Genomic DNA, 20345 nt, shown 5'->3' with positions numbered 1-20345 from the left:
GGATGCGGCTGCGTATCACGGCAAGCTGAGAATCTTTTTCCTTCCCCGAGCCCCAGCCCCATGCCCCTGACCCGAATCCGCCCCTTCCTGCTGTCGCTGGCCATCGCCGCGACCGTGGCCGCCTGCGGTGGCCAACCCGAACAGCCCCAGCAAGGCCCCGGCCAGGTGACCGTGGTCACGCTGAAGTCGGAAAGCGTGGGCCTGACCCGCGAACTGCCGGGCCGCACCAATGCCTTCCTGGTCGCCGAAGTGCGTCCGCAGGTCAGCGGCATCGTCGCCAAGCGCCTGTTCACCGAAGGCGGCCTGGTCAAGGAAGGGCAGCCGCTGTACCAGATCGAAGACGCCAGCTACCGCGCCCAGGCCAACAGCGCCCGCGCCCAGCTGGCCCGCGCCGAAGCCACCGCCAACGCCGCGCGCCTGAGCGCCAAGCGCATCACCGAGCTGGCCAAGGTCGATGCGGTCAGCCAGCAGGACCTGGAAAACGCCGTGGCCGCGCAGAAGCAGGCCGAGGCCGATGTCGGTGCCGCCAAGGCTGCGCTGGACGCGGCCAACGTCACCCTCGGCTACGCCCGCATCACCGCGCCGATCAGCGGCCGCATCGGCAAGTCCAGCGTCACCCAGGGCGCGCTGGTCAGCGTCGGCCAGGCCGATGCACTGGCCACCGTGCAGCAGCTCACCCCGATCTACGTCGACCTGACCCAGTCCTCGGCCGAGCTGCTGCAGCTGCGCCGCGAACTGGCCGCCGGCCGACTGCAGGACAACCAGACCCTGCCGGTCACCATCCTGCTGGAAGATGGCAGCGAGTTCCCGCACAAGGGCGCGCTGGAGTTCTCCGAAGTGAGCGTCGACCCGACCACCGGCAGCTACGCGCTGCGGGTGAAGGTGGACAACCCCGAGGGCCTGCTGATGCCGGGCATGTACGTGCGCGCGGTGATCGGCGGCGGCGTGCGCGCCGATGCCGTGCTGGTGCCGATGCAGGGCATCGCCCGCGACGCCAAGGGCGATACCAGCGCCATGGTGGTCGGCAAGGACAACAAGGTGGAAGTGCGCCCGGTGAAGGTCAGCCGCGCACTGGCCGACAAGTGGCTGGTCGAGGACGGCCTGCAGCCGGGTGACAAGGTCATCGTCGAAGGCCTGCAGAAGATCGGCCCCGGCATGCCCGTGCAGGCCACCGAGAAGGGCGCCGCCCCGGCACAGCCGGACGCCGCCCCGCAGCCTGCCGCCCAGCCGGCCGGCGACGCGAAGTAAGCGGAGAATTCCATGGCACGTTTTTTCATTGATCGACCCATCTTCGCGTGGGTGATCGCCATCATCATCATGCTGGCCGGTGCGCTGGCGGTGGTGAAGCTGCCGGTGTCGATGTATCCCGAGGTCGCCCCGCCGGCCGTCGAGATCAGCGCCACCTACCCGGGTGCATCGGCCAAGGTGGTCGAGGACTCGGTGACGCAGATCATCGAGCAGAACATGAAGGGCCTCGATGGCCTGATCTACTTCTCCTCCAACAGCTCGGCCAACGGCCAGGCCACCATCACCCTCACCTTCGAAGCGGGCACCAACCCGGACATCGCCCAGGTGCAGGTGCAGAACAAGCTGCAGCTGGCCATGCCGCTGCTGCCGCAGGAAGTGCAGCGGCAGGGCATCAACGTGGCCAAGTCCAGCAGCGGCTTCCTGCAGGTGCTCGGCTTCGTGTCCAACGACGGCAGCATGGATGCCAACGACATCGCCGACTACGTCGGCTCCAATGTCGTCGACACGCTGAGCCGCGTGCCGGGCGTGGGCAACATCCAGGTGTTTGGTGGCAAGTACGCCATGCGCATCTGGCTGGACCCGAACAAGCTGCACACCTACAAGCTGTCGGTCGATGAAGTGACCGCGGCGATCACCGCGCAGAACGCACAGGTGGCCATCGGCCAGCTGGGCGGTGCGCCGTCGGTGAAGGGCCAGCAGCTCAACGCCACCATCAACGCGCAGGACCGCCTGCAGACCCCGGAACAGTTCCGCAACATCCTGGTGCGTGGCGGTACCGATGGCAGCGAGCTGCGCCTGGGCGATGTCGCCCGCGTCGAGCTGGGTGCGGAGAGCTACGACTTCGTCACCCGCTACAACGGCAAGCCGTCCACCGGTATCGCCATCACCCTGGCCACCGGCGCCAACGCGCTGGCCACGGCCGAGGGCGTTCGCACCGCGCTGGACGAGATGAAGTCCAGCTTCCCGGCCGGCCTGGAAACCGTCGTGCCGTACGACACCACCCCGTTCGTGCAGGTCTCGATCAAGGGCGTCATCAAGACCCTGATCGAAGCGATCGTGCTGGTGTTCGTGGTGATGTACCTGTTCCTGCAGAACTTCCGCGCCACCCTGATCCCGACTATCGCTGTGCCGGTGGTGCTGCTGGGTACCTTCGGCGTGCTGGCCATGCTCGGCTTCTCGGTCAACATGCTGACCATGTTCGCCATGGTGCTGGCCATCGGCCTGCTGGTGGACGATGCCATCGTGGTGGTGGAGAACGTCGAGCGCATCATGTCCGAAGAGGGCCTGTCGCCGCTGGAAGCCACCCGCAAGTCGATGAGCCAGATCACCGGCGCGCTGGTGGGCATCGGCCTGGTGCTGTCGGCGGTGTTCGTGCCGATGGCCTTCATGAGCGGCTCGACCGGCATCATCTACCGCCAGTTCTCGGCCACGATCGTTTCGGCCATGGCGCTGTCGGTGCTGGTGGCCATCGTGCTGACCCCGGCGCTGTGCGCGACCATGCTCAAGCCGCTGAAGAAGGGCGAGCACCACGTCGCCCACAGCGGCCTGCTGGGCCGTTTCTTCAACGGCTTCAACCGTGGCTTCGACCGTTCCAGCGAAACCTACCAGCGCGGCGTGAAGGGCATCATCCATCGCCCGTGGCGCTTCATGGGCATCTTCGTCGCCCTGGCCGTGGTGATGGGCGTGCTGTTCGCGCGCCTGCCCAGCTCGTTCCTGCCCAATGAAGACCAGGGCATCATGATGGCGCTGGTGCAGACCCCGGTCGGCGCCACCCAGGAACGCACCCTGGAAGCGATGGCCAAGCTGGAAGACCACTTCCTGAAGAACGAGGCCGATGCGGTCGAGTCCATCTTCGCCGTGCAGGGCTTCAGCTTCGCCGGCATGGGCCAGAACGCGGGCATGGCCTTCGTCAAGCTGAAGGACTGGAAGGAGCGCGACGCCGACCACAGCGTGGGTGCGATCACCGGGCGTGCGATGGGCGCGCTGGGCCAGATCAAGGACGCCTTCATCTTCGCCTTCCCGCCGCCGGCCATGCCGGAGCTGGGTATCGGTTCGGGTTACACGTTCTTCCTGAAGGACACCAGCGGCAAGGGCCATGACGCCCTGCTGGCCGCGCGCAACCAGCTGCTGGGTGCGGCGGGGCAGAGCAAGCTGCTGGCCAACGTGCGCCCCAACGGCCAGGAAGACACCCCGCAGCTGCGCATCGACGTGGACGTGGAAAAGGCCAACGCCCTGGGCCTGTCGATCAGCTCGATCAACAACACCCTGGCCGCGGCATGGGGCAGCAGCTACATCGATGACTTCATCGACCGTGGCCGGGTCAAGCGCGTGTACGTGATGGCCGATGCACCGTTCCGCATGAACCCGGACGACTTCAACGTCTGGTCGGTGAAGAACGGGCAGGGTGAAATGGTGCCGTTCAGTGCCTTCGCCTCCAAGCGCTGGGACTACGGTTCGCCGCGCCTGGAACGCTACAACGGCGTGTCGGCGATGGAGATCCAGGGCGAGCCCGCCATGGGCGTGGCATCCGGTGATGCCATGGCCGAGATCGAACGCATCGCCAAGGATCTGCCGCCGGGCTTCGACATCGAATGGACCGCGCTGTCCTACCAGGAACGCCAGGCCGGTTCGCAGACGCCGCTGCTGTACACGCTGTCGCTGCTGATCGTGTTCCTGTGCCTTGCCGCGCTGTATGAAAGCTGGAGCGTGCCGACCTCGGTGCTGCTGGTGGCGCCGCTGGGTATTCTCGGCGCGGTGCTGGCCAACACCTTCCGCGGCATGGAACGCGACATCTACTTCCAGGTGGCGATGCTGACCACGGTGGGCCTGACCAGCAAGAACGCGATCCTGATCGTGGAATTCGCCAAGGAAAACCTGGAGAAGGGCGCGGGCCTGATCGAAGCGACGATGCATGCGGTCCGCGACCGCCTGCGTCCGATCATCATGACCTCGCTGGCGTTCGGCCTGGGCGTGCTGCCGCTGGCCATCGCCTCCGGTGCAGGTTCCGGTGCGCAGCGCGCCATCGGTACCGGCGTGCTGGGCGGCATGCTGGTGGGCACCGTGATGGGCGTGTTCTTCATCCCGCTGTTCTTCGTGGTGGTGCAGCGCGTGTTCAACCGCAACAAGGGCAACGGAGGTGGCACGCCGCCGGCTCCGCGCGATGACGCTGCCCATGGAGGTTCCCATGAATAAGACCCCTTTGCTGCTGGCGCTCGTCGCCAGCCTGGGCCTGGCCGGCTGCTCCACGCTGGTGCCGAAGAACACCGCCGTTGCCCCGGCCATTCCGTCGCAGTGGCCGGCCGAAGCCAGCCAGGGCGAAGTGACCGATGTCGCGGCACTGGGTTGGCGCGACTTCTTCACCGATGAGCGCCTGCAGCAGGTGATCGGCCAGGCGCTGGACAACAACCGCGACCTGCGCGTGGCGGTGTTGAACGTGGAAAAGGCACGCGGCCAGTACCGCGTGCAGCGCGCCGACCGCGTGCCCGGCCTGGCCGCCACCGGCCAGATGGAGCGGCAGGGCACCAATGCCGGTGTCACCGAGCAGTTCACCGCCGGCGTCGGCGTGGCCGACTTCGAGCTGGATCTGTTTGGCCGCGTGCGCAACCTCAGCGAGTCTGCCTTGCAGCAGTACTTCGCCGTGGCCGCCAACCGCCGCAACGCGCAGCTGAGCCTGGTGGCCGAGACCGCCACCGCGTGGCTGACCTACGGTGCCGACGCGCAGCAGCTGAAGATCTCCGAGGCCACGCTGAAGACCTACGAGGATTCGCTGCGCCTGGCCGAGGCCCGCCACGAACGCGGTGGCAGCTCCGGGCTGGAGCTGAGCCAGACCCGCACGCTGGTGGAAACCGCGCGTACCGATGCCGCCCGCCTGCGCGGGCAGCTGGCCCAGGACCGCAACGCGCTGGCCCTGCTGGCCGGTGGCCAGGTCGATGCGGACCTGCTGCCGGACAGCATCGAACCGCAGCTGCTGGCCCTGGCCCCGCCGCCGGCCGGCCTGCCCAGCGACGTGCTGCTGCAGCGCCCGGACATCATGGCCGCCGAACACCAGCTGCTGGCGGCCAACGCCAACATCGGTGCCGCGCGTGCCGCGTTCTTCCCCAGCATCACCCTGACCGGCAGCATCGGCAGTGGCTCGGGCGAACTGTCCAACCTGTTCGACAGCGGCACGCGCGTGTGGAGTTTCCTGCCGAAGATCACCTTGCCGATCTTCCAGGGCGGGAAGCTGCGCGCGAACCTGGCGGTGGCCAATGCGGATCGCGATATCGCCCTGGCGCAGTATGAAAAGGCGATCCAGAGCGGTTTCCGCGAAACCTCCGACGCGCTGGCGCTGAATGTCAGCCTGGACGAGCAGGTGAGCGCGCAGCAGCGCCTGGTGGATGCGGCCGAAACAGCCAACCGCTTGTCGCAGGCCCGCTATGACGCCGGCCTGGACAGCTTCGTGACCCTGCTGGACGCACGCCGCACCGCCTACAGCGCGCAGCAGACGCGCCTGCAGACCGAGCTGGCCCAGCAGACCAACCGCATCACCCTGTACAAGGTGCTGGGCGGCGGCTGGCACGAACGCGGGTAACCCCCGGTAGCGCCGGGCCATGCCCGGCGGCTTTTTTGGGGCGTGCGCGACATCAAACGCCGACCGCGCATGAAGGCGGAGGTAACATCGGTAGCGCCGGGCCATGCCCGGCGGCTTCTGCCGCAGGTCCAATCGCTATCGCATCGGCCATCGGCACCAAGCAAACGGGTATTCATCCAGTTCGGCAGCAAGCCCCGCACGGATCGGATTCCCCAGAATGTAGAGCGCATGACGTCTCAACGCATCTTCATTGCGAACAGCGTGGTCGAAGTAGCTCGGCTGCCACAGGGGCGTCTCCACACCGAACTGCTGCCCTATAAGGCGGCTGCTGCGTGATTTCAACGTTCCCATCAATCGGGCGAGCGTGCCGGCGCGCAACTGCATCAACCAATGAAGATGGTCGGGCATGACGACCCATGCGAATGAGCGACTCAGTCGCTCGCGCTCGACGAGGCGCAGTGTATCTACAAGGCATTCTGCGCAGCGAGGGTCTGCAAACACCGGGCGTCGCTTCAGCACCACGGTGGTCAATACGTAGTACCCGTCGATGCGGGATTCGCGGCCACGTTGGAGATGACGGCTGGACATTGGGCCAGTCTGGGAATGCGCTTTGAATCCACCTATCGGCGGATACCTTGGCCCCCTGTGAGGTTCTGCCGCGCGGCGCCGGGTCGGTAGCGCCGGGCCATGCCCGGCGGCTTCCTTCGGGCGTTCATGGGATCGGACACAGACCGCGCTGCCGCGCTCGCCGGGCAGGGCCCGGCGCTACCAGAGCGTGGGCGTTCATGAGACCGGACACAGGCCGCGCTTCGCGCTCGCCGGGCAGGGCCCGGCGCTACCAGAGCGTGGGCGTTCATGGGATCGGACACAGACCGCGCTTCGCGCTCGCCGGGCAGGGCCCGGCGCTACCGTCTGGTGTCAAACGGCCTCATCATCGCGCGGCGCCGCGCGGCAGGAGCGTACCCGGGCAAGGGCATCGCCGGCCTCGCGGGCCATGCGCTCGTACTCGGCGCGGATTTCCTCCAGCCGCTCTTCGTCCATTTCTTCCAGGTCCAGCAGCTCGTTGTTGGCCTCGGCCGTGGCGCGGATCAGCTCGTCCAGCTTGATCTGCATCGCTGCCGTATCCGAGTTCTGCGTGTGCTGGATCAGGAACACCATCAGGAAGGTGATGATGGTGGTGCCGGTATTGATCACCAGCTGCCAGGTATCGTTGAAGCCGAATACGGGGCCGCTGATGCCCCACACCACCACGATCGCCACTGCGGCCAGGAAGGTCCACGGCGAGCCGGTGGCGGCCGCGGCCTTCTTGGCGATCGTATTGAACAAAGTTCTGGCTTTCATCGTCGTCGTTCCACCCAGGTAACGACGATGATCGGCAGCCGCCCGTGCACGGGCCGTGCAGCCGCGGGGGAGCTCAGGTCAGGCGCGCAGGTCAGGCGCGCAGGCGCGGGGCGTCCTGCAGGCGCACGCGGCTGGTCTGGTAGACGTGCTGCCAGCAGCGGTCGACGAACTCGCGGGCCTGCGATTCGGTCAGGCGCGGCATGATCTGCAGGGCGTACTGGGTCTGGAACATTTCATCGCGCTCGGCGTTGCTGGCGCGCGGCTGGGTGATCAGCGAATCACAGGCGAATTTGATCCACGGCACGTAGGAGCCGAACGAGTTGTGCGGCAAGGCACCGTCGGCATGCTGCCGGCGCCAGTGATCGAGCTCCGCATCAACGTCGATGACCGGTGGGATGGCGGGGACTTCAGCGTGCATGGCATTCCAGTTCGGTTGGGGTGGCAGGGAGTGGGGGTTCATCGCAGTGTGCGTATGTGCCGGTGCATGCAGCGTCAGCGCGGTGTGCAGCCGGTGTTGCCATCGATCAGCTGTGCGTGTTCAACGGCGCCGAGGTCTTCGGCCATGTCGGCCATCGCGTTGCACAGGCGTACGCGGTCGCGCGGATGATCGCGGGTGATTTCCTGCTGCATGTCCTGGAAGGCTGCCCAGAACGGCGCGCCACGGCGATGCAGCGCGAACTGCTGCGTCAGGCGGTCGCGGATGCCGGCGAGGGCCGGGTCGGGCAGGGGATGTACGGCGTGCGCGCTCATGGGCTTGCTCCGCCGGGACAAGGGGCCCCGGTGATTCCACCCTAGGCGCGCCGTGCGAAGGGGGTGTTAGCAGCGCGTGTGCGGCTTATCCAGCTGACTGTGCGCCAGCGCACCTAAAGGTGCGCAGAGGCTCGCCGGCACAAGGCTGTGCCGGCTCTGAAGCGTTCATGTAGCTGTGCGCAGAACGGAAACGCGGCGCTTATTCGCCGATGTCTTCGTCCCAGATTTCCGGGTACTGCGCAATGAAGCCGCCCAGCAGGTCCACGCATTCCTGGCTGTCCAGGTCGATCACGTTGACGCCGTTTTCGCGCAGCCAGGCGATGCCGCCCTGGAAGGTGCGCGATTCGCCCACCACCACGGTGCCGATATTGAACTGGCGCACCAGGCCCGAGCAGTACCAGCACGGTGCCAGGGTGGTGACCATGATGGTGTCCTGGTAACGGCGCTGGCGGCCGGCCTTGCGGAAGGCATCGGTTTCGCCGTGCACGGACGGGTCGCCTTCCTGCACGCGGCGGTTGTGGCCGCAGCCGAGCAGGCGGCCATCGTTGTGGTACAACGCCGCGCCGATCGGCACGCCGCCCTCGGCCAGGCCCTGGCGGGCTTCGGCGATGGCGGTCTGCAGCAGGGCCTGGTAGTCGGGCGTGGTGATCATGCGGGGCTCCGGTGGGTCATGGGCCGCCATGATAAGGCGCGGTTACCCCGCAGCGGCCCCGGCGGTGCGATAATCAGCGGCATGAGCGAATCCCCCTACAAATCCGGTACCACCCATTTCGGGTTCCGCGACGTGGCCGCCAAGGACAAGCAGAAGCTTGTCGGCGAGGTGTTCACCTCGGTCGCGCGCAGCTACGACCTGATGAACGACCTGATGAGCCTCGGCGTGCACCGGGCCTGGAAGCGCTATTACGTGGCCACCGCGCAGGTGAAGCCGGGTGACCGCGTGCTCGACCTGGCCGGCGGCACCGGCGACATCGCCGCCCTGCTGAAGGAGCGCGTGGGCGCCGAAGGTTCGGTGGTGCTGGGCGACATCAACGCCGGCATGCTGTCGGTCGGCCGTGACCGCCTGACCAACCGCGGCCTGGTGCTCGGCCTGGACTACGTGCAGTGCAACGCCGAAGCCCTGCCGTTCCCGGACAACAGCTTCGACCTGGTGACCATTGCCTTCGGCCTGCGCAACGTGACCGACAAGGACGCCGGCCTGCGCGAGATGTACCGCGTGCTGAAGGTGGGCGGCCAGGCCCGCGTGCTGGAGTTCTCCGAAGTCACTGCCGACTGGTTCAAGCCGATCTACGACTTCCATTCGTTCAGGATCCTGCCGAAGCTGGGCAAGCTGTTCGCCAACGATTCGGACAGCTACCAGTACCTGGCCGAGAGCATCCGCAAGCACCCGCCGCAGGAAGAGCTGAAGGCGATGATGGGGCAGGCCGGTTTCGAGCGCTGCCACTACAAGAACCTGACCGGCGGCATCGTCTCGATCCACTCCGGCTACAAGCTGTAAAGCGTGTGGGGCCGCCGGGCATGGCCCGGCGCTACCAGGCAACGTCCCGGCACCCCCGGTAGCGCCGGGCCATGCCCGGCGGGCCGGCGCCCGGCCGGCCTTACCCCGCATCGCGCAACGCGTCCGGGGCGAGGGAGAGGTACCATTGGGGTTTGATCCCTGTAACGGTCCCGATTCATGCGTAATCCGCTGATGCTCCTTCCGCTGGCCGTGGCCCTGGCCGCCGGCTGCTCCCAGGAGGCGGCCGCGCCCGCCGCCGCCCCGACTGCCGAAAAGGCCCCCGCCGCCCCCGTGAACGCCGAGAACCGCAGCCACGACGAAAGCTCGTACGCCGAGCCGGACAAGGTCGTCATCAAGGACATCGCGCTGGATCTGAAGCTGGACTTCGACCAGAAGCAGATCGGCGGCACCGCGACCTACACCCTGGAATGGAAGCAGAAGGACGCCCAGCAGCTGGTGCTCGACACCCGTGAGCTGAGCGTGTCCAAGGTCGAGGCCATCGGCGCCGATGGCGCACGCAGCGAACTGAAGTTCGCCCTGGCCCCGGTCGACAAGGTGTTCGGCAGCAAGCTGACCATTGAAGCGCCGGAACAGCCGGCCAAGGTCGAAGTGACCTACCACACCGCACCGACCGCCTCGGGCCTGCAGTGGCTGGAGCCGTCGATGACCGAGGGCAAGAAGCTGCCCTTCATGTTCAGCCAGTCGCAGGCCATCCACGCCCGTTCCTGGGTGCCGCTGCAGGACACCCCCAGCGTGCGCTTCACCTACAGCGCGCACGTGACCTCGCGCCCGGACGTGATGGTGCTGATGAGCGCCGACAACGACCCGAAGGCCGCGCGTGACGGTGACTACACCTTCAAGATGCCGCAGCCGATCCCGTCCTACCTGCTGGCCATCGCTGCCGGTGACCTGGTGTTCGAGCCGATTTCCGGCCGCTCCGGCGTCTGGGCCGAGCCGACCATGGTCAACAAGGCTGCCAAGGAATTCGAAGACACCGAGAAGATGATCGGTGCCGCCGAAAAGCTGTACGGCGAATACCGCTGGGGCCGCTACGACATGCTGGTGCTGCCGCCGTCGTTCCCGTTCGGCGGCATGGAAAACCCGCGCCTGACCTTCGCCACCCCGACCGTGATCGTCGGCGACAAGTCGCTGGTCTCGCTGGTCGCCCACGAACTGGCGCACAGCTGGTCGGGCAACCTGGTGACCAACGCCAGCTGGAAGGACATCTGGCTCAATGAAGGCTTCACCACCTACGTCCAGGGCCGCATCACCGAAGCCCTGTACGGCAAGGAGATGGCCGAGATGGAGAAGCAGATCGACCAGACCGACCTGCTGGCCGAAGTGAAGGACATGAGCCCGGCCGACCAGGCCCTGGCCCTGCCGCCGCTGAACGAGCGTGACCCCGACGAAGCCCTGAGCCAGGTCGCCTACGTCAAGGGTTCGTGGTTCCTGGAGTTCCTGGAACAGCGCTTCGGCCGCGAGACCTTCGATCCGTTCCTGCGTGGCTGGTTCGATGACCATGCCTTCCAGAGCGCCAACACCGACCAGTTCGTCGACTACCTGAAGAAGAACCTGCTGCCGAAGAACCCCTCGGCGGTGAGCGAGGCCGAGCTGAAGGCATGGCTGGACGAGCCGGGCATCCCGTCGTTCGCCACCAAGGCACAGTCGCGCAACTTCAGCAGCGTCGATGCTGCGCGCATCGCGTTCTCCGGCGCGGGCAGCCTGCCGGCCAACCAGGTCACCGCCGAGTGGGGCACCCAGGAATGGGTCCGCTTCATCGACGGCCTGGGCACCACCCTGCCGCTGGACAAGCTGGCTGCGCTGGACAAGGCGTACCACTTCACCGGCACCGCCAACGGCGAAATCGCCATGCGCTGGTATCCGCTGGCCATCCGCAGCGGCTACGAGCAGGCCAATGACGCGGCGGCGGCGTTCATCGAGCGCGTCGGCCGTCGCAAGCTGATCATGCCGATCTACGCCGAACTGGTGAAGACCCCGAAGGGTCTGGAGCTGGCCAAGCAGGCCTTCGAGAAGGCCAAGCCGGGCTACCACCCGATCACCACCGCCTCGGTCCAGGATCTGCTGGCCAAGGCTGAAGCCAAGTAAGCGGTAGTGCCGGCCGCTGGCCGGCAACCAGGCACTGCGTCACCGGCAACGGCGGGGAAACCCGCCGTTGCTGTATCTGCCATCCGCCGCCGATAGAATCGGGGGGCACCCGCAAAGGACTTCCGCATGAAACGTCTGATCCTGATCACCGCCTGCGCCTTGGCCCTGGCCGCCTGCAGCAACCCCGAGGAAGAGCGCAAGGCGCAGGAAGCCGCTGCTGCCGCCGCCCAGGCGCAGAAGGAAGCCAAGGCCGAGGACGTCGCCAAGCAGTACGACGCAGCCGTGGCCTCGCAGGACTGGGAACGCGCGCGCATCCACGGTGGTTCGCTGCTGGACCAGTACAAGGACACCGCCGCGGCCGAGCGCATCGCCGCCGGCTTCGATGAAGTGAAGGCCAAGGGCGATGCCGCGCGCGACCTGCGCCGCATGCAGGCGCTGTGGCAGTACAACGAGATTCCGGTCGGCAGCAAGGGCAAGCAGGTCTCGGCCACCATCTACAGCAAGGAACGGGTGGACGTGGACGGCAGCGGCGCCAAGCCGGTGCAGCTGGTGTTCCGCGACCATCCCGAATGGAAGCGGCATGCCTATCTGGTGCTGCAGGCCGGTGATTTCCGCTGCCCGCAGTGCACGGTGAAGGTGACCGTGGACGATGGCAAACCGATCTCGATGGCGGCCTGGCGGCCGAAGACCGATGAGGCCATCGCCATGTTCATCACCGACCAGAAGGCGCTGTGGAAGCTGGCGCAGAAGGGCAAGTCGATCAGCATCGAATTCCCGGTGAAGGCCGGTGGCACCCGCACGGCCGTGTTCGAGACCGGTGGCGTGGACACCAGCCGCATGCCGCAGTGGTGGAAGTGACGGCCACCGCCGTGGACGCGCCGGCATTGTCGGCCGTGCGCCACTGGGTGTTCGACATGGATGGCACGCTGACCGTGGCCATGCATGATTTCGAGCGCATCAAGCGCGAGCTGGGCATCCCGCCCAGCGCGGACATCCTCGTGCACCTGGCGGGCCTGCCGGGTGCGGAGGCGGCGCGCAAGCACGCCTGGCTGCTGGCCCACGAGCATGACCTGGCCGAAGGCGCGCTGCCGGCGCCCGGCGCGGTCGAGCTGCTGCGCGCGCTGGCCGCAGCCGGTTGCCAGCTGGGCATCCTGACCCGCAACGACCATGCGCTGGCCAAGCTGACGCTGGATGCGATCGGGGTAGGGGATCTGTTTGACGATCGCTGCATCATCGGCCGCGATGAAGCGGTGCCGAAGCCGTCACCCGACGGCGTGCAGCAGCATCTGCGGCGTTGGGGCATCGGTGCCGACGCGGCGGTGATGGTGGGCGACCACGCCTACGACCTGGACTGCGGCCGCGCCGCCGGAGCGCGCACCGTGCTGGTCAACCTGCCCGACAACCCGTGGCCGGGCCGCGCGGATTGGCATTTCGCCGATTGCCGCGCGTTGTTGGCCGCCTGGCAACAGAACGGGTAGCGCCGGGCCATGCCCGGCGGGTAGTGCCGGCCGCTGGCCGGCAGTGTCGACCAAGGTCGACACCTACCAGGGCAGGTCGAGATAACGCGTCGGGTGGAGAGCCCCCTTGTTGTTCAAGGGGGCGCGCCGAAGGCGCGGGGATAAGGTGAAATGCGCGGGCAATTTGGTTACGCGCCGAGTGCGTAGCCAAATTGCTGCTTGAACTGGTCGTGGAACTCTTCAAACGTGAAGCGCTGGTTCTGCGTGCCCGGGTGCTCGACCTTCAGCGCGCCCATCAGGTTGGCCATGCGGCCGATGGTCAGCCAGTCGTAGCCCTTCTCGATGCCGTAGATCAGGCCGGCGCGGAAGGCGTCGCCACAACCGGTCGGGTCGACCACGCGGCGCTCGTGCGCCGGCGGGATGTCGTAGCTCTTTTCCGGGGTGTGGATGACCGCGCCCTTCGGGCCACGGGTGGTGATGTAGGCCTTCACCCGGCTCACGATCTGCTTCTCGTCCCAGCCGGTGCGTTCCTGCAGCAGGTTCGACTCGTAGTCGTTGACCACCACGTAGTCGGCCTGCTCGATGAAATCGCGCAGCTCCGGGCCGTTGAACAGCGGCAGCGCCTGGCCCGGGTCGAAGATGAAGGGGATGCCGCATTCCAGGAACTCGGCCGCGTTCTGGATCATGCCGTCACGGCCGTCCGGCGCAACGATGCCGAAAGTGACGCCCGGCACGTCCTTCACGTGGTTCTCGTGCGAACGCATCATCGCGCCCGGATGGAACGCGGTGATCTGGTTGTTGTCGTGGTCGGTGGTGATGAAGCACTGCGGGGTGAACATGTCTTCCAGCACGCGGACCTGGCTCAGGTCGATGTCCATGCGCTCGAAGTGCTCACGGTACGGAGCGAAATCCTGGCCGACGGTGCCCATTGGGATCGGGCTGCCGCCCAGCAGCTTCAGGTTGTAGGCGATGTTGCCGGCGCAGCCGCCCAGTTCGCGACGCATGCGCGGGACCAGGAAGGACACGTTCAGGATGTGCACCTTGTCCGGGAGGATGTGATTCTTGAACTGGTCCGGGAACACCATGATGGTGTCGAAGGCAAGAGAACCACAGATCAGAGCGGACATCGATGTAAGCCTATGCGGTGAATTTTGGGGGTGGCCAGCCGGCATCGGCCAGCAAGCAAATGGCGCCCTTGGGCGCCCGACGGCGCAAAGGTTACCTGCTGGTGCCGCTCAGGGCCAGAACCGGGTGATGGCCGATCCGGGCGAAAGCCTGTGAAGACGCGGGTTCAGCTAGTTTTTTCCTTGCTCGCCGGGGAGCGGGTTGCTAGGCTTGTCGGCCTCGAATTCTGCCCATTTTTTCGCCATCCCGCGGCGGGCACGACACCCCTCAGGACTCCTTCCTCAGATGTTCAAGAAACTCCGTGGCATGTTCTCCAACGACCTGTCCATCGACCTGGGCACGGCCAACACCCTTATTTACGTGCGTGGGCAGGGTATCGTTCTGAACGAGCCGTCGGTCGTGGCCGTGCGCCAGGACCGTGCCATCGGTGGCACCCGCTCGGTGGCAGCCGTAGGCGCCGAAGCCAAGCAGATGCTGGGCCGTACCCCGGGCCACATCACCACCATTCGCCCGATGAAGGACGGCGTCATCGCCGACTTCACCTACACCGAGGCGATGCTCAAGCACTTCATCAAGAAGGTGCACAAGTCGCGCGTGCTGCGCCCGAGCCCGCGCGTGCTGGTCTGCGTGCCGGCCGGTTCGACCCAGGTCGAGCGCCGCGCCATCCGTGAGTCGGCCGAGGAAGCCGGTGCCCGCGACGTGTTTCTGATCGAAGAGCCCATGGCCGCCGCGATCGGCGCCGGCATGCCGGTCACCGAGGCACGCGGTTCGATGGTCATCGACATCGGCGGCGGCACCACCGAAGTGGCGGTGATCTCGCTGAACGGCATCGTCTATTCGGCCTCGGTGCGCATCGGTGGCGACCGCTTCGACGAGTCGATCACCAACTACGTGCGCCGCAACCACGGCATGCTGATCGGCGAAGCCACCGCCGAGCGCATCAAGGTCGAGCTGGGCTGCGCCTACCCGCAGGCGGAAGTGATCGAGATGGAAATCTCCGGCCGCAACCTCGCCGAGGGCGTGCCGAAGATGATCAAGATCAGCTCCAACGAAGTGCTGGAGGCCCTGCACGAGCCGCTGTCGGGCATCGTCAGCGCGGTCAAGCTGGCCCTGGAGCAGACTCCGCCGGAACTGTGCGCCGACGTCGCCGAGCGCGGCATCGTGCTGACCGGTGGTGGCGCCCTGCTGCGCGACCTGGACCGCCTGATTTCCGAGGAAACCGGCCTGCACGTGCAGGTGGCCGACGACCCGCTGACCTGCGTGGCCCGCGGTGGCGGTCGTGCGCTGGAACTGGTCGACATGCACGGCAACGAGTTCTTTGCGCCGGACTGAGGCCTGCCGCCTGGTCGTTCCTGCAGCGCCCTTCCGGGGTGTGGCCCGCTGCTGCGGGCCAGCACCGGTGGGGCGCCGCCGTGTTTCCCCTTCGCCCTTTGCTGGTTGAACTGTTGCCGTGCCGCCTTACGCCGGTCCTCCCGTAGCCTCCCGATCCGGTGACGCCGCCAGTCCGCTGCGACTGCTCGCCTACCTGGCCATGGCCATCATCCTGATCGTGCTGGACGACCAGGCCGGTTGGCTGGCGCGCGTGCGCGCCCAGGCCGACACGCTGGTGCAGCCGGTGTGGGCGCTGGCCGGCCTGCCGGGCAAGCTCAGCAACCAGGTGCGCGACAACGCGGCCAGCCATGGCCAGCTGGTGGCCGAGACCCGCGAACTGCGCAACCAGCTGCTGCTGGCCAATGCGCGCCTGACCCGCCTGCAGACCGCCGCGCTGGACAACGCCCAGCTGCGCGAACTGCTGAACGTGGCCGAGCGCAGTGGCCTGGACGTGCAGCTGGCGCCGATCCTCGATATCGACCTGGACCCGGTCAAGCAGCGCCTGGTGCTCGATGCCGGCAGCCGCGACGGCGTGCACGTGGGCCAGGCGGTGATCGATGCCGGTGGCCTGATGGGGCAGGTGATCAGCACCACCGGTGGCACCTCCACCGTGCTGCTGCTGACCGACCCGGACCATGCGGTGCCGGTGACCGTGGCCCGCAACGGCGTGCGCCTGATCGTCTACGGCCGCGGCGACACCCTGCAGCTGCGCGACATTCCGTTGAGCGCGGGCGTGGAAGTGGGCGATGAGATCGTCACCTCCGGCCTGGGCGGGCGGTTCCCGCCGGGCTTCCCGGTCGGCACCATCACCGCGCTGCGCCCCGACGACACCCACGCCTTCCTGGTGGGCGAAATGAAGCCTGCCGCCCAGCTCGACCGCGGCCGCGACGTACTGCTGCTGCGCCCGGGTGCGGCAATTCGCTTGCCTGCGGCAGGCGAATTGCCTCAGCCAAGTTTGCCTTTGGCAAACCAGGCTGCCGGGGGGGCATCCCACCTTACCCCCGCGCCGTCGGCGCGCCCCCCTCAACAAGAGGGGGGCTCTGCCCCAGCCAGCTCCCCGGTAGTGCCGGCCGCTGGCCGGCAACCGCAACAACAACCGCAACCCACCCCGCAGGAGCCCGCACGATGAGCCGCGTGCGCGATAACCCCTGGGTGCTGCCGGCCAGCCTGGTCGTGGCCCTGCTGCTGGGCCTGCTGCCGCTGCCCGCGCTGCTGCAGCCGCTGCGCCCGTACTGGCTGGCGCTGGTGCTGGCGTACTGGGTCATCGAGGCCCCCGAGCGCGTGGGCCTGGGCATCGCCTTCACCAGCGGCGTCATCGCCGACCTGCTGTATGGCGGCGTGCTCGGCGAACAGGCCATGCGCCTGGTGATGCTGGCCTTCATCCTGCAGCGCTTCCGCGCCCGCATCCGTTTCTTCCCGATGTCGCAGCAGATGCTGGCCATCGGCGGCCTGCTGTTCAATGACCGCATCGTCAGCGCGCTGGTGCACATCCTGGTGGGTGAACCGACCCTGCCGTGGTCGTACTGGTGGGCACCGCTGCTGGGCATGGGCCTGTGGCCGCTGGTGTTCGTGCTGCTCGACGCCGTGCGTTTCGGCAAGCGCGGGCGCTGAGCCATGATCCCGCGTCGCCAGGTCAAGAACCCGCACGCCGAAGCCGAACAGTTCCGCCGCCGCGCGGCGCTGGGCTTCCTCGGCGTGCTGGTCTGCCTGCTGGGCCTGGGCGGCTGGTACTTCAAGCTGCAGGTGCTGGATCACGATATCTACGCCACGCGCTCGGAGGCCAACCGCATCAAGCCGCGGCCGGTCGTGCCCGGGCGCGGCATGATCTACGACCGCAACGGCCGCCTGCTGGCCGAGAACGTGCCGGCCTTCCGCCTGGACGTGACCCCGGACAAGGTCAAGGACATGGACGCCACCCTGGACGGGCTGGCGAAGATCATCAGCATCAGCCCTGAAGAGCTGGAAGCGTTCAACAAGTCGCGCAAGGCGCGCCGCAAGTTCCTGCCGGTCACCCTCAAGCTGCGCATGACCGATGAGGAAATGGCGCGCTTCGCCGTGGACCGTTGGCGTTTCCCGGGCGTGGAGCTGGAACCCTACCTGACCCGTCGCTATCCCTATGGCGACCTGTTCGCGCACATCATCGGCTACGTCGGCCGGGTCGATGACAAGGATCTGGAGATCCTCGGCGAGGGCAACGCGGCGCTCACCCACATCGGCAAATCGGGCCTGGAGCGCTATTACGAGCAGCAGCTGCGCGGCAAGGTCGGCTACGAGCAGGTCGAGACCAACGTGCAGGGCCGCGCCATCCGCACCATCGGCCGGGTGGCCGCGCAGTCCGGCGCCGACCTGCGCCTGTCCATCGATGCCGACCTGCAACGTGCGCTGGTAGCTGCCTTCGGCGACCAGGAAGGTTCGGCCGTGGCGATGGACCCGCGCACCGGTGAAGTGCTGGCGATGGTCAGCCTGCCGTCGTACGACCCCAACCTGTTCGTCAACGGCATCTCGCATGCCGATTTCAAGGCGCTGAACGACAACCCGTCGCGGCCGCAGTTCAACCGCCTGGTGCTGGGTGGCGTCGCCCCCGGTTCCACCCTGAAGCCGCTGATCGGCCTGGCTGGCCTCGATTCCGGTGTGCGCCGGCCGGAAGACAAGGTGCTGTCCACCGGCATGTTCTACCTGCCGGGCACGTCGCGCGGCTGGGGCGATTCGCACCGCGGCGGCCATGGCTGGACGGACCTGCGCAAATCCATCGCACAGTCGGTCAACACCTATTACTACAAGCTGGCGCTGGACCTGGGCATCGAGCGCTTCGACCATTACATGGAGTACTACGGCTTCGGCCAGCCGACCGGTATCGACCTGACCGGCGAGATCGGCGGCATCCTGCCGTCGCCGGCCTACAAGCGCAAAAGCCGCAAGGAAGCCTGGTACCCGGGCGACACCGTCAACATCAGCATCGGCCAGGGCGACTGGAAGGTCACCCCGCTGCAGCTGGCGCGCGGCGTCAGTGCGCTGGCCAATGGCCAGCTGCGCACCCCGCACCTGGTCATCCAGCAGCGCGCCGGTTTCGACCACGACTGGGTCGCCACCGAGCAGGGCCCGAGCAAGCCGGTCAGCCCCAACCCGAACAATGTGCAGGCCGTGCGCGAAGGCATGATGGCCACGATGCAGCCCGGCGGCAGCGCCGCGCGCATGGCCGTGGGCGCGCCGTACGTCATGGCCGGCAAGACCGGTACCGCGCAGGTGGTCAGCCGCAAGGGCACGGCCGCAGTGAACCCGAAGAGCCTGCCGATGCACCTGCGCCACCGCGCGCTGTTCGTCGGCTTCGCGCCGGTCGAGCAGCCGGTCATCGCCCTGGCCATCGCCGTCGAAGGCGGTGGCTACGGTGGTTCGGCCGCCGCGCCGATCGCGCGCAAGGTGTTCGACGCGTACCTGCTGGGCAAGATGCCCGAGGGCATGCAGCCGCTGGACGCCGAGCGCGGCACCACCGTCATCGGCGTGACCGCGTTCGACAATGAAGATGCCAACGCGCGTCCGGCCGGCGACACCGCCGCCGCGCAGCTGGGCGAACACCCGGTGCTGGTCGGCATGCCCGCGCCGGAACCGGCGCCCGCCCCGGGCCCGGGGGCACCTGCCGCACCCGCCGCCGCGTTGCCCGCCAGCCCCCGTTCGACCCCCGCGGAGCCTGCACGATGAGTGACTTCCTGCGCTGGGCCGGCGACATGCTGCGCCGCTTCTTCAGCACCCTGGACTGGGTGCTGTGCCTGGCCCTCGGCGCGCTGATGCTGATCGGCCTGGCCACGCTGAAGAGCGCCGGCGGCGACAGCCTGGTGATGGCGCAGGGCGCGCGTTTCGTGGTCGGCATGGCCGCCCTGTGGGGCATTTCGCGCGTGCCGATCCTGCGCATCCGCTCGGCGACCCCGCTCATCTACGCGATCTCGATGATCCCGCTGCTGGCGGTGTTCGTGCTGGGCACGGGCAAATACGGCCGGCAGTGGCTGGACCTGAAGTTCTTCTACCTGCAGCCGGCCGAGCTGCTGAAGGTCAGCCTGCCGATGATGGTGGCCTGGTACCTGCACCGCATGCCGCTGCCGCCGCGTTTCAATACCGTGCTGGTGGCGATGGTCATCATCGGCGTGCCGACCGGCCTGGTGATGCTGCAGCCGGACTTCGGTACCGGCGTGCTGATCGCCGCCAGTGGCGTGTTCGTGCTGCTGCTGGCCGGCCTGCCGTGGTGGTGGGTGGGCCTGGGCGTGGGCGGCGTGGCCGCGGTCGCGCCGCTGGCCTGGTTCTGGCTGCTACGGCCGTACCAGAAGGACCGCATCATGATGTTCCTCGACCCGGAGATGGACGCGCTGGGCGCGGGCTGGAACATCATCCAGTCGAAGATCGCGATCGGTTCGGGCGGCTTCGATGGCAAGGGCTGGGGCGAGGGCTCGCAGTCGCACCTGAACTTCATTCCCGAACAGACCACCGACTTCGCGTTCTCGGTGCTGAGCGAGGAATTCGGCTGGATGGGCGTGGCCCTGGTGCTGACCCTGTACCTGGTGGTGATCGGGCGCTGCCTGTGGATCGCCAGCCAGTCGCGCGATTCGTACTCGCGCCTGCTGGCCGGCGCCACCGGCCTGGCCTTCTTCGTCTACGTGCTGGTGAACGGCGGGATGATTTCCGGCCTGCTGCCGGTGGTGGGCGTGCCGATGCCGCTGATCAGCTACGGCGGCACCTCGGCGGTTTCGCTGCTGGCCGGCTTCGGCCTGGTGATGGCCGTCCGCAGCCACAACCCGGTGCACGGCGGCTACGGCTGACCACGGCTCCGCCGCCTTCGTAGAGTCGAGCTTGCTCGACTGCTCTGCGCGAAAAGCAGTCGAGCAAGCTCGACTCT

General features: G+C 67.5%; 18 protein-coding genes. 12 read left to right on the top strand and 6 right to left on the bottom strand.

All coding sequences use genetic code 11. The features are described 5' to 3' along the window. The first annotated feature begins 60 nt into the window (after positions 1 to 60). The 3 genes from smeD to smeF are packed head-to-tail and all read left to right on the top strand — an operon-like array spanning position 61 to position 5818. Positions 61 to 1248, top strand: coding sequence for a multidrug efflux RND transporter periplasmic adaptor subunit SmeD (smeD, locus tag C1925_RS17740; RefSeq protein WP_108770048.1), 1188 nt, complete (start codon positions 61 to 63; stop codon positions 1246 to 1248). A 12-nt stretch (positions 1249 to 1260) separates the two neighbouring features. Then, positions 1261 to 4440 (top strand): multidrug efflux RND transporter permease subunit SmeE, encoded by a 3180-nt coding sequence (gene smeE / locus C1925_RS17735; RefSeq protein ID WP_254051342.1) that lies wholly within the window; start codon positions 1261 to 1263, stop codon positions 4438 to 4440. Next, complete coding sequence (gene smeF, locus C1925_RS17730) at positions 4421 to 5818, top strand: multidrug efflux RND transporter outer membrane subunit SmeF (RefSeq protein WP_159097555.1); 1398 nt, start codon at positions 4421 to 4423, stop codon at positions 5816 to 5818. The genes smeE and smeF overlap by 20 nt, the downstream gene beginning before the upstream one ends. 135 nt (positions 5819 to 5953) lie before the next feature. Here the strand turns inward: smeF and C1925_RS17725 are convergent, their stop codons facing one another. From C1925_RS17725 to C1925_RS17705, 5 genes are all read right to left on the bottom strand, one after another. Then, on the bottom strand, positions 5954 to 6406 hold the full coding sequence (locus C1925_RS17725) for a transposase (protein WP_108770046.1): 453 nt from the start codon (positions 6404 to 6406) through the stop codon (positions 5954 to 5956). Between the two features lie 330 nt (positions 6407 to 6736). Continuing rightward, positions 6737 to 7159, bottom strand: coding sequence for a low affinity iron permease family protein (locus C1925_RS17720; protein WP_108770045.1), 423 nt, complete (start codon positions 7157 to 7159; stop codon positions 6737 to 6739). A gap of 91 nt (positions 7160 to 7250) precedes the next feature. Then, positions 7251 to 7577, bottom strand: a complete 327-nt coding sequence (locus tag C1925_RS17715; RefSeq protein ID WP_108770044.1) for a hypothetical protein — start codon at positions 7575 to 7577, stop codon at positions 7251 to 7253. Between the two features lie 74 nt (positions 7578 to 7651). Further along, positions 7652 to 7909, bottom strand: a complete 258-nt coding sequence (locus tag C1925_RS17710) for a hypothetical protein (protein WP_108770043.1) — start codon at positions 7907 to 7909, stop codon at positions 7652 to 7654. A gap of 199 nt (positions 7910 to 8108) precedes the next feature. After that, on the bottom strand, positions 8109 to 8561 hold the full coding sequence (locus C1925_RS17705; protein ID WP_108770042.1) for a nucleoside deaminase: 453 nt from the start codon (positions 8559 to 8561) through the stop codon (positions 8109 to 8111). An 81-nt stretch (positions 8562 to 8642) separates the two neighbouring features. Between C1925_RS17705 and ubiE the strand changes: the two genes are divergently transcribed. From ubiE to C1925_RS17685, 4 genes are all read left to right on the top strand, one after another. Beyond that, positions 8643 to 9404, top strand: coding sequence for a bifunctional demethylmenaquinone methyltransferase/2-methoxy-6-polyprenyl-1,4-benzoquinol methylase UbiE (gene ubiE / locus C1925_RS17700; RefSeq protein ID WP_079223406.1), 762 nt, complete (start codon positions 8643 to 8645; stop codon positions 9402 to 9404). A gap of 177 nt (positions 9405 to 9581) precedes the next feature. Then, positions 9582 to 11510 carry a M1 family metallopeptidase gene (locus tag C1925_RS17695; protein WP_108770041.1) on the top strand — a complete coding sequence of 643 codons (1929 nt, stop codon included), beginning with the start codon at positions 9582 to 9584 and terminating at the stop codon, positions 11508 to 11510. A gap of 126 nt (positions 11511 to 11636) precedes the next feature. Further along, positions 11637 to 12368, top strand: a complete 732-nt coding sequence (locus tag C1925_RS17690; protein WP_108770040.1) for a hypothetical protein — start codon at positions 11637 to 11639, stop codon at positions 12366 to 12368. Continuing rightward, complete coding sequence (locus C1925_RS17685) at positions 12365 to 12988, top strand: HAD family hydrolase (RefSeq protein WP_301553962.1); 624 nt, start codon at positions 12365 to 12367, stop codon at positions 12986 to 12988. Before C1925_RS17690 ends, C1925_RS17685 begins: the two co-directional genes overlap by 4 nt. 167 nt (positions 12989 to 13155) lie before the next feature. Here the strand turns inward: C1925_RS17685 and C1925_RS17680 are convergent, their stop codons facing one another. Beyond that, positions 13156 to 14094 (bottom strand): carbohydrate kinase family protein, encoded by a 939-nt coding sequence (locus C1925_RS17680; protein ID WP_079223403.1) that lies wholly within the window; start codon positions 14092 to 14094, stop codon positions 13156 to 13158. Between the two features lie 283 nt (positions 14095 to 14377). Between C1925_RS17680 and C1925_RS17675 the strand changes: the two genes are divergently transcribed. From C1925_RS17675 to rodA, 5 genes are all read left to right on the top strand, one after another. Continuing rightward, positions 14378 to 15424: a rod shape-determining protein gene (locus C1925_RS17675; protein WP_079223402.1), complete on the top strand. Its 1047-nt coding sequence runs from the start codon at positions 14378 to 14380 to the stop codon at positions 15422 to 15424. Positions 15425 to 15542: 118 nt separating this feature from the next. Further along, positions 15543 to 16592: a rod shape-determining protein MreC gene (gene mreC / locus C1925_RS17670; protein ID WP_108770039.1), complete on the top strand. Its 1050-nt coding sequence runs from the start codon at positions 15543 to 15545 to the stop codon at positions 16590 to 16592. After that, entirely contained in the window at positions 16589 to 17074 is a 486-nt protein-coding gene (gene mreD / locus C1925_RS17665) for a rod shape-determining protein MreD (protein ID WP_108770038.1), read from the top strand. Before mreC ends, mreD begins: the two co-directional genes overlap by 4 nt. 3 nt (positions 17075 to 17077) lie before the next feature. Continuing rightward, the gene (gene mrdA, locus C1925_RS17660; protein WP_108770037.1) at positions 17078 to 19159 is read left to right on the top strand and encodes a penicillin-binding protein 2; all 2082 of its coding nucleotides are present in this window, start codon (positions 17078 to 17080) and stop codon (positions 19157 to 19159) included. Further along, positions 19156 to 20268 (top strand): rod shape-determining protein RodA, encoded by a 1113-nt coding sequence (gene rodA, locus C1925_RS17655; protein ID WP_108770036.1) that lies wholly within the window; start codon positions 19156 to 19158, stop codon positions 20266 to 20268. Before mrdA ends, rodA begins: the two co-directional genes overlap by 4 nt. Positions 20269 to 20345 lie beyond the last annotated feature (77 nt).

The sequence above is a fragment of the Stenotrophomonas sp. SAU14A_NAIMI4_5 genome, assembly GCF_003086795.1.
Lineage (GTDB): Bacteria > Pseudomonadota > Gammaproteobacteria > Xanthomonadales > Xanthomonadaceae > Stenotrophomonas.
This window is presented reverse-complemented; position numbering and strand designations above follow the sequence as displayed.